This is a genomic window from Bacillus sp. JKS001846, from assembly GCF_900176455.1.
Taxonomy (GTDB): Bacteria; Bacillota; Bacilli; order Bacillales; family Bacillaceae_G; genus Bacillus_A; species Bacillus_A cereus.
Genome location: NZ_FWYG01000001.1, coordinates 5,162,915 through 5,173,713 on the forward strand (window position 1 = coordinate 5,162,915; position 10,799 = coordinate 5,173,713).

The following is a 10,799-nucleotide window of genomic DNA, read 5'->3' on the forward strand; positions in this document are numbered from 1 at the left end:
ATTATTTTATAGAATAAAGAGATATGACTATTACTAAATTAGCTTTTAAATCAATGTAATAATAATACATTTTTGTTTATTATATCATGCTTTTTCACTATATTGATTATTAAATTTATGAATAAACGCATCATATATACTTTCTAAAAAGTTTTTTCTATTCCTTTATAAACATATTCAATGTTGCACTGTTAATCTACGTATAAAACTAGCCTTTTTAGAATGGCTTATTCTCTCTTAGATAGGACATTTTTTACATTCATCTCAAATCCTCTATTCAATAATGGTCGTCCTCCTAGACACTATACTCACTCATTAATTCCTTTTGATCAATTTGATTTAATAAGTAAGAGCATACGGAATAGTATATGCTTTGTTCTTTTAAACTATTAATCAAGATTTTTATATCAATTTTTTGATAAAAAATTTTACATACATAGTAATTAAACTCTATTACACTTGGCTCTACAGCAGCATACAAGCTGTTCATATTAATATTGAATTTTTTGAACAACACATCATTTTTATTGAACTCCGCAATTTTTTTATTCTCCAATCTCGCCTTAAATATACTCAAAATATTTAATAGCGCCATAACTTGTACTTCTTCAAATAAATATTTTACTACTACTATATAAAAGGGTTGCTCATTATTTGTAATTAATTCTTTTATTATATTAATTTGATACTTTATCAATTCTATTTCTCTATTTCTTTCCAGAATAATTCACTCCTTCTAAATCATATATGTGTACGAAGTACAATATTGATTTCTCTCCAAAGCGCGTGTTACCTTGGGATAAGAATTTGTTTAAACCAATAACCCTTTAATGTTGATAAAAATAAAATATTCATTCTCAAATTCACAAAAAAATCCAGCAGTCTTCTTTCATTAAGACTGCTGGACATACTAAAATTTCTTCTATAACCCCGATGAAATTAACTCAATGTACCCTTCTATAGATTAAGATAATTTTATATCCATTCTCTAGCTTTATTAGCCAATCTAACTATAAAGGATTCTTTCATAAAATTTATATTTAGTCTTATATGAATTTTAATTTTACTATCTGATCTATATATCCTTATTTATATATTATCGTTAAACTGTCTTTAGTGAATGACTAAAAGCAACTAGAAACCACCATTCCTAAAAAATTTCATAATTTAAAATTCCTTATAATTTCCATAATTAACTTTTCTTATTTATTTTACTATCAATATAATCAGCCATTTCTACTATACTTGGATACGAAAACATATCAGAAATATCAACTAGCCCAACAAATTCTTTATCAATTTCTTTAAATAATTCCATTGCAATAATAGAATCTCCCCCCATAGCATGGAAGCTTTCATAAATGTCAATTTCATTTAAATCTAATCCAGACGCATAAATATACGCTAATGTTCTTTCTGTTTTTGTATATTCTCCTTTTCCTTGAAGATTTACCTCTCCTTTAAAGTTTCTCTCCAAATCTTTATTCTCTACATGTAGATGACTGATTTTATTTAAAGACGTTTCGATTTGTTTAGATAAATGGATTGGTAATTGTTCACGTATAGAGTTTAATAATTCTAGATTAAGCTCTGCTGGAATAAAGTTTGATAAGTTTATATCCAAAATTTCATCTAAAACCTGATAAGCCCTATTGTTACTAATTGATTTAAATAAAACTACCTCCTCAGAAACTTTATGATCAACAGCCATTCCAACTTCATTCCAGGCTGGCCAATTGATTGTAATAGTCTTCTGTCCTCTTAGATTTCGATAGCTACTAAAAGCATCTAGATATGAATTAGCTGCCACATAATCTCCTTGTCCTCTTCCACCAAATAAAGTTGCAATAGAAGAAAATAGTACAAATAAATCTATATTATCTTCCATTGTTAAATGATCAATTAACCAAGTTCCTTCAATTTTTGGATGCGTAACTTCATCAAATACAACCTTTTCTTTTCTAAAAATAAAGCCATCTCCTGCAACACCAGCACAGTGAAACACGCCATTAATTTTACCGTAATTATCTCTAATACTTTTTAAAATATTATTTGTTTGCTCATAGTCACAAATATCTCCACTGTAACAAATGACATTCGCCCCTAGCTCTTCGATTTTTCTTATTTTTTCGATTTTAGAGAAAAGCCTTTCATTACCCTTCTCTTCTTGTCTAAGAATATCATCCCATTGATTACGATCCGGGAACTTAGAACGATTAACTAAGCATATATTTTTTGCATTATTTAAAGCTAAATACTCTGCAATAGCTAAGCCTATTCCTCCTGTTCCACCAGTAATTATATACGATCCTGTATCTTTAATTTTTATATCTTGCCTTATTGCCTTATCCCAATCTACTTTTTGAAGTTCTTCTATATAGCGTTTATTATTTCGATAAGCTACACAGAACAATCGTTCTGTGCTAGTGATTTCAGAAGCAATCTGCGAAATCTCAGTATTTCCATCCATATCAATACACTGAATCTCTAAATTAGGAAATTCTTGAGCCACAACTTTCGCTAAACCAAACAGAGCTGCATGGCTTGGAATAATTGATTCCTCTGTTTTTGTTACTTCATTGACATAATCAGAAATTAATGAAATACGAATTTCATTATTAACTTTTGCTTTACTTAACGCTTTACTTATATAAAATAAACTATCTAATGCCATCGTTTGATACTTTTTCATCCTGTTCAAACCTAATAAATCTGAAAATTCAAATATTGATTGTGTATGAATAATATGATTAATTTCTTTTATATCTTTAAATAAACGAGTGTAACTTTCTTCAGTACCATCAACTACATAATAATTTTCTGCTACTTTTTGATAATTGGAACCTAATTCCACTTCTATAATCTTAGTTGATTCATTTTTCAACAACGGGATAAGTTTTTGTGCAAAATCTTTCTGATCTTTTAATAAGACAACAGTTCCCTTAACAGATCTATTATTCACTTTTAATTTTTCATTTAATGTCCAATCCACTTGGTAATAATTATGAAGTTTAGTAGCTTGATCAAATGTGTGTATTTGCACTTTTTTCATTGTATAATCAGTGACTTCCGCAAAAGGCTTACCTTCTCCATCAATAAGTGAAACATCAAAACTTAAAGTTTCTAAGTTGTTATCCTTACTCTCTTTTTTTCTAATATGACTAAAGAAATGTTCCGGCATTGGGCCAAAGAGTTTTATACTCTTATATGAAAGTGGGAGATACAAACCGCCTCTTCCAAAGCTTTGCGTAGCAGCGTTAACTGCATTATCCATCATACCAGGATGCAAAGGATATTCCTTTAAATCATCTTTAAGTTCATTCGGTATATTAAGCTCCGCAAATACATTCTTTTCACTTCGTGATACATAGTTAAGGTTTAACCATCGCGGTCCGAAGTAAATATTTTTTTCTTTTGACAATTCTTCCTTATTAACTTCAATCTCTATCATGTCTTCCCCATTACGTATTCTCTCTAAATCACGCAGTCCAGTATTAGTATCAAGATTTGGCGAAATTTTCATAGAGACGTGTGTCACCCATTCATCATCCACTTCTGTTTGAAGTTGGTTGACTTGACTTACAATATTTAATTCAATATATTCTTTTTCTTTCTTTATAATATATTGGACCGTTTTCTCTTCATCCTTCTCTACAGAAATAGGCGTCAAGAAGGTAATATTTCTTAATTCAATATTTTTTTCGGGATAATACATAGATCCAAATTCTCTACCAATTTCAAGATAAGCAGTTCCAGGTAAAAGAGAATTCTCAAAAAACACATGATCACTTAATGTCCAATGACGGTCGATGCTAAGCTCAGATTCATAAATATCTATGTTCATTGATTTGACTATACAACGGTCTATCATAGGATGTGAAAATTCTTTTTTCATATTGTTCATATCTTTTAATTTAGATACTTTAACGTCACCCCAGTATACTTTTTTTTCAAAAGGGTATACCGGAAGGTTTACTTTTACTCTATTTTGATCTTTATATAATAAATCCCAATCAATATTTGCCCCCTTAATGTATAATTCACCTAATTCACCCATTAATTTATTATGATTTTCGTCATCTACTTCTAACATTTCGTTAATGATAGAATTTGCTAATTTGCTTAATTCCCTTTTTTCCCCTTCTGTAATCTCACCTTCTTCTTTTATTTTCTTTCTATCAGAAACCACTTTATTAAATCCATAATAAATCCCATGATCTTGTTCTTGTTCTAAACCTTTTTCTTGTAATAAAGTTATTTTTTGTTTAAAATCTTCAAAATCCTTTAATTTCAGTACTAATCGATAATCATAATGGCCGCGCCCTGTATTAGCTGTATAACAAATATTACCTAAATTATTTTGCTCTCTTCTTTCAACAAATTTATAGTATTTTTTGATAAGCTCCTGTAGTGAACTTTTACTTTTACCAGACAAAGTTAAGATATAATCTCTATTATCATTTGATTCAGTTTCTTGCACCATTTGAGGGGCCTCTTCTAAAACTATATGACAATTTGTCCCACTAAAACCAAAGCTACTTATACCCGCTCTACGAGGGGCTTCATTTGATTTCCAATCCCTTAATTTATCTATTACATATAAAGGAGACTCACAGAAGTTAATATGTGGATTTGGCTCATCAAAGTTCAAACTAGCAGGAAGTTTCTTTTCTTTTAAACTTAAAATTACCTTTAATGCTCCAGCTATACCAGATGCTCCAACCAAATGCCCCATATTTGTTTTTACTGAACCAATGCCACAGAATTGCTTTTTATTTGTATATTTTCTAAATGCTCCTGTTAACCCTTTAATTTCAATAGGATCCCCCAATAAAGTGCCTGTACCGTGCGCTTCAATATATGAAATAGTTTCTGGATTTATCTTTGCTTGTTCCCATGCTTTAACAATTACATCCTCTTGAGCTGCAGGGTTTGGAGCTGTAATTCCATTAGACGCTCCATCATTATTAATCGCACTTCCTTTAATTACAGCATAAATAGAATCTTTATCAGCTATTGCTTTATTAAGTGGTTTTAATAATACAGCAGTAACTCCTTCACCAAATACTGTTCCAGTGGACTTTCTATCAAACGTTCTGACCAGATTATCATTGGACGCAACTGATGTTAAAGCATCACCTTTTCCATCCTCATCTTCAGCGACCGCCGAAGTTCCTAGTGAAATTCCACCTGCAATAGCATAATCACATTCTTTGTTTCTAAGGGATTGACAAGCTGCATGGATGGACACTAATCCAGAGGAACAAGCTGTATCAATTACCATACTTGGACCACGTAAATTAAAAATATAATTAATTCGACTAGCTAAAATTCCCTCCCAGGTTCCTGTTAAATGCATAGGATCGCTTTCCGTAATGAATTTATAAAATGTACTTGAAGTACCATCTCGTCCAACAAATACTCCCGTATTTGTACCAACAATTTTCTTCCCACCGTATCCAGCATCTTCGATTGCACTCCATGCAGTTTGCAAAAATAATCTTTGAGAAGGATCCATAAATTTAGCTTCTCTTGGTGGAATATTAAAAAATGCTGCATCAAACTTATCAATGTCACTCAAAAAGCCAGCTTTATGACGTGCTTTTTCTTCATTTTCATCTCCTGACAAAATAGTAGTACCTAAAAATTCAGCATAATGTGGATTATCAAACACTGTTCTATAATAGTTGCTTCTCTCTTCTGTATAGGGTACAAAACAACTTTCCCCATTAAAAAGCTTATCCCAATACTCATATTGGTCTTCACAATCAGTGAATTTACAAGATATCCCAATTACAGCAATATCATTTTCACCTTGCTCGCTGTTCTGTTGAATTTCTAATAATAATTTCTTTGCTTCTGGTACTGTGACATTATTTTTTGCAGTTTGTTCTAGAATAAATTTTTTTATTTGTTCCATTTTTGAACCCCCATATAAAATTCCATATCTTTAAACGAGTACTTTCCATACTTATTAACAGAAAATACTCTTTATTTAAGAATAGCAATTTACTTATTTTCGGATGCTGAATTAAGTAGTTCACTCGCTTTATTTACTTCAATTTCACCTGATGTAAGCTTTTCTAAAATCTCATCAATTGCTATTTCCTTGTTTTCTTCCTTCACTTCAACTTTATTATTCTGGTACAATTTATCATCAATAAAGCTCGCCATTTCACATATTGTAGGGTATAAGAATACATCCGTAATATCAATTACATTAGGGAATTTCTTATTCAACTCTTTTATTAAATAGGTAGCTAATAAGGAATCTCCTCCAATTTCAAAAAACTTGTCATAAACATCTAATTCATTAACCCCTAAAACATTCGCCCATATGTAGCTAACTCTTTTTTCAGTTTCCGTTAGTACTTTTTGGTCTTTCCCCACGATGATAATATCTTTAATTTCTTCAGGAGTGGGATTGGTCATTTGTAATAAATCTGTTTTTTCCATATTTTCTTTTTGCTCATCACTTAGTTTAATTGGTACATATGATAATGACTCCTTCAAAACATCCATATCTATTTCTCCCACTAAAATCCGCGATATATCTTTTTGTAAAATATCCGCAAAGCTATTACTTCCATCTAAAGAAGAAATAGTTTTAAACAGACCTTTTACATTATTGCCACCATATTCTACTGCCATTCCAGTTTCATTCCATCCGCACCAATTAATAGTTGTTGCAGGTTTCCCCTTTCTTCTTCTGTAATCTGCAAAGGAATCTAAATATGCATTAGCAGCTGTATAATCACTTTGTCCTGGAGCACCAAATATTGACGTTAATGAAGAAAACATAATAAAAAAGTCTAACTCTTCTTGTTTTGTTAAATCATGTAACAACCATGTTCCATGTACTTTTGGCATAAAAACTTCATCGAAAATCTGCTTATCTTTAAAAAGGATAAATCCTTCTCCAGCAACTCCTGCACTATGAATGATACCGTTAATTTTTCCATATTTTTCACGTATCCCTTGCAAATTTATTTCTAACTCTTCTTTACGTGAAACATCACATTGTACTAGATTCACACTGGATCCAAGACTTTCTATCTCCTGGATTTTCTTAATTTTATTAATTAATTTTATATCTTTTGAACTCGTTAAAATATCATGCCATTCTTCACGTACAGGAAAACTTGAGCGGTTCATTAATATTAAAGTTATATTATTTTCAGTTGAAAGATATTTCCCGATTTCTAAGCCTATACCACCTGTTCCACCAGTTATAATATATACTCCTCGTTCCTTAATAATCACCTCTTGGTTTGAATAATTCTCCAATTGGTGAGTCGAAATTTCTTCGATATATCTAACTCCATCCCTATATGCAACTAGAAATTCTTGTTGATTCCCTGTTAATTCCTGAGCGATTTGCTCTACTGAGACCTGCCTATCAATATCTACACCTTTAATACATATATGAGGATATTCATAGCGTACTGCCTTACATAAACCATGAATACTCGCATAATGCGGATGAATTGAGGTTTCATCTCCTGTAATACTATAAGCATGATTAGTTATGATAGTCAGCTGTATACTCTCTTTATTTTTAATTTGCACGATGAATTTTATTAGATAAAATAAAGTATTTATTCCACGATTTATTTGCTCTTGAAGCTGGTTCTCATTATATATTTCTTGATTATCTAAACTCCATAAAAATAAGCAGTGTGTAATTTCTTCCTCATGCAAGTCCTTCTTTAAATATTCAAAATCTAATTCATTAATAGATATTCTATACTTCTGATCATTAATTTGTTCGTAATGCTTACCGAGCTCGATTTCAATTACTTTCATTCCTACACTGTCCAATGTACGAATAATTTCTTCACTCATAATATTACTATCTTTAAATACCAATATTTTACCACCAGAAGATTTTAATTCTTTTAATTGATTTAATTGATTTAAAGATGGTACCCATTCAACTTTATGATATAGTTTATTTAAATTTGAGTTATTACGTACCTTCTTATAAATATTTGTAGCATTTTTTATACAATAATTTTCTATTTCACCAAAAACTTCACCATTTTCATTTATTAACTTAATATCAAACTTTGCAATTTCACTGCTATCTATTTGTTTTCTTCTTTTTATATAGCTATAAAATTTAGCGGGAATAGGTTTAACAATACGTATCCCTTCATAATGAAATGGTAAGAATAATGTGTCATTCATTAATGCATTAGCAGCATTTACTGCTCCATCCAATAAAGATGGATATAAGTAATATTTCTCTAACTCTGTAGAAAATTCCACTTCAAGATCCAATTCTACGAGCATTTCATCATTGCCTATATGGAGCTTTCTCGTATTTTTCCACCTTGGTCCAACGCTAATCCTTCCCTCTGTATAATCATCATAATTAACAATTATATGTTTATCACAATTCCTTATAATTCCTTGAATATCATGTTTTTCTTCTATGGACTTGTTATTTCGATAAATACTTCCTTCAGCATGCGTTTCATATTCATATCCATCTGCTTTTGAACTAAAAATATAAAACTCTAAGTGATTATCTTTAACTTTGACATGCGTATGTACTTCCTTTAACTCACCTTCCTCAATCATTAAAGGGTTACTAAAGAGAATATTTTTAAGTTCAATATCCTGAGATTGGTAATGAGTCTTTCCAACCTCTCTTGCCATCTCTATAAAAGCAGTACCAGGCATTAAATGATGGTCATGTAACTTATGTTCATTAATTTCCCAATGACTACTGGTACTAAAGTTTGTAGTATATATTTCAGTATCCTTTGACCTTATTACAAGTTTATCGAGAAGAGGATGCTTAACATTTTTGTTGTTTACTCTCATCAAATTTTGTTGTTGCCTCTGAATCCAGCAACGTTTTTTTTCAAATGGATAGCTAGGTACACTTATTTTATTTACTTTAATCCCCGAATATTTTAATTTCCAATTAATATCTGCACCACGAATATATAATTGACATAAATAATTAAGTGACTCTTTATCATAATACTCTTTCCACTGTTTAATAATAAACTCTGCTTCTCGACTTAGATCTTGTTTCTCAAATTCTGTAATTTCTCCAGCTTTTCCTTGAAATCTTTTTTTACTAATCACTTTATTTTCCCCGTAGAAAACACCTTGTATTTCTTGAGTAAGTATATCTGTATTTTCTAACTGATTAATCTTATTACGTAAGTCTTCCATATCTTTAACGTTAATAATTAAACGATGATTATAATGACCTCTGCCTGTATTAGCTGTATAACAAACTTCTTTTAAATCTAAATCTCTTTTTTCTTCTAAAAAAAGACTATAATTATAAATTAACTGTTTTAACCCACTAAGACTTTTGGATGATAAAGCAAGTACTTCATCTTCTGTAGGGTACGTTTCCTTTCTAACTATAGGTGCTTCCTCCAAAACAACATGACAATTAGTTCCACTCAAACCAAACGAACTAACTCCACATCTTCTTGGAAAATCTTTTTTCTCAATCTCTCTTAAACAATCATTAATATAAACTGGAGAATTTATAAAATTTATATTGCGATTAGGTACCGAAAAATGTAAATTAGGTGGAATTATCCCTGACTTTAAAATTAGTATCGCTTTTATCAATCCAGCTATTCCGGCTGCTGCGTCTAAATGACCAATATTTGTTTTTACAGAACCTATAGCGCAAAATTGTTTCTTATTGGTAAACCTTCGAAAAGCTCCTTCAATTCCTCCAATTTCAACAGGATCTCCAAGTTTTGTAGCTGTTCCATGTGCTTCAATATATGAAATAGTTTCCGGGTCAATGTTTGCATTTTCCCACGCCTTAACAATCACTTCTTCTTGTGCAGTTGAATTTGGTGCTGTAATACCAACCGAACTACCATCTTGGTTTATTGCACTTCCCTTAATCACTGCATAAATTTGATCTCTATCCTCTAAAGCTTGACTTAAGGGCTTTAATAACACAGCAGCTGAACCTTCCCCCGCTCCAGTGCCATCTGAGTTATCATCAAAAGTTCTTGTTCTACCATTGGATGCATTAATGCCTATATCACTATCTGAAAGTTCCTGACTTTGAGCAGGAATGAGGCTAATTTTAACTCCACCAACAATCGCTTGATCGCATTCACCATTACGAATTGCTTGGCACGCTATATGTAGTGCAGTTAAAGATGAAGAACAAGCTGTATCAATTACTATGCTTGGTCCTCTTAAATCTAGTAAATAACTAATTCTACTCGCAATAATAGACCTTATATTTCCTGGTGCGGATATACCAACTAAAGAATGATTTGTTTTTTCAATCATAGATAAATAATTTTCTAATGCTATTGAACAAAAACCTAGATAAACTCCTGTATTTGTACCTACCAGTTTATCACCACCATATCCAGCATCTTCAATGGCTGCCCAAGCTGTCTCTAGAAAAATTCTTTGGTTTGGATCCATCGTACTCGCTTCCATTGGAGACAAAGAAAATAAATTATTATCAAATTGATCTATTCTATCCAAGTATGCTTTTTCTAAGAATGAAATTGGCTCTTTTATTTTTTCATCATTGCCAAATTTCAAAAAATCAATTATATCTTTTCTTCTTTCTAAAGGGAGAGGTCTAATGCCATCTCTCCCTTTCAATAGGTCATTCCAATATTCTTGAATTGAACTAGTTCTCCCAAATCTTCCTGACATTCCAATTACCGCAATGTCTTGATTTGATGTAGAACTAGATTCAATATTATCTTCAAAATTAAAATCAACTATTCCAATATTTTCTGAAAATAGGCTTTTTTTATCCACCTCTTTATCCCCACCTT

The 10,799-nt window shown here is 31.0% G+C and carries 3 protein-coding genes; all 3 read right to left on the reverse strand.

Annotation, left to right across the window (positions count from 1 at the left end):
• Positions 1 to 295: 295 nt before the first annotated feature.
• The 3 genes from B9A45_RS27560 to B9A45_RS27570 all read right to left on the reverse strand — a co-directional run bounded on the left by B9A45_RS27560 (position 296) and on the right by B9A45_RS27570 (position 10,782).
• Positions 296 to 697: a hypothetical protein gene (locus tag B9A45_RS27560; protein WP_084065527.1), complete on the reverse strand. Its 402-nt coding sequence runs from the start codon at positions 695 to 697 to the stop codon at positions 296 to 298.
• A 495-nt stretch (positions 698 to 1,192) separates the two neighbouring features.
• A complete protein-coding gene (locus B9A45_RS27565) occupies positions 1,193 to 5,920 on the reverse strand; it encodes a type I polyketide synthase (protein WP_084065528.1) in 4,728 nt (1,575 codons plus the stop codon).
• Positions 5,921 to 6,009: 89 nt separating this feature from the next.
• Entirely contained in the window at positions 6,010 to 10,782 is a 4,773-nt protein-coding gene (locus tag B9A45_RS27570; protein WP_084065529.1) for an SDR family NAD(P)-dependent oxidoreductase, read from the reverse strand.
• Between the last annotated feature and the right edge of the window lie 17 nt (positions 10,783 to 10,799).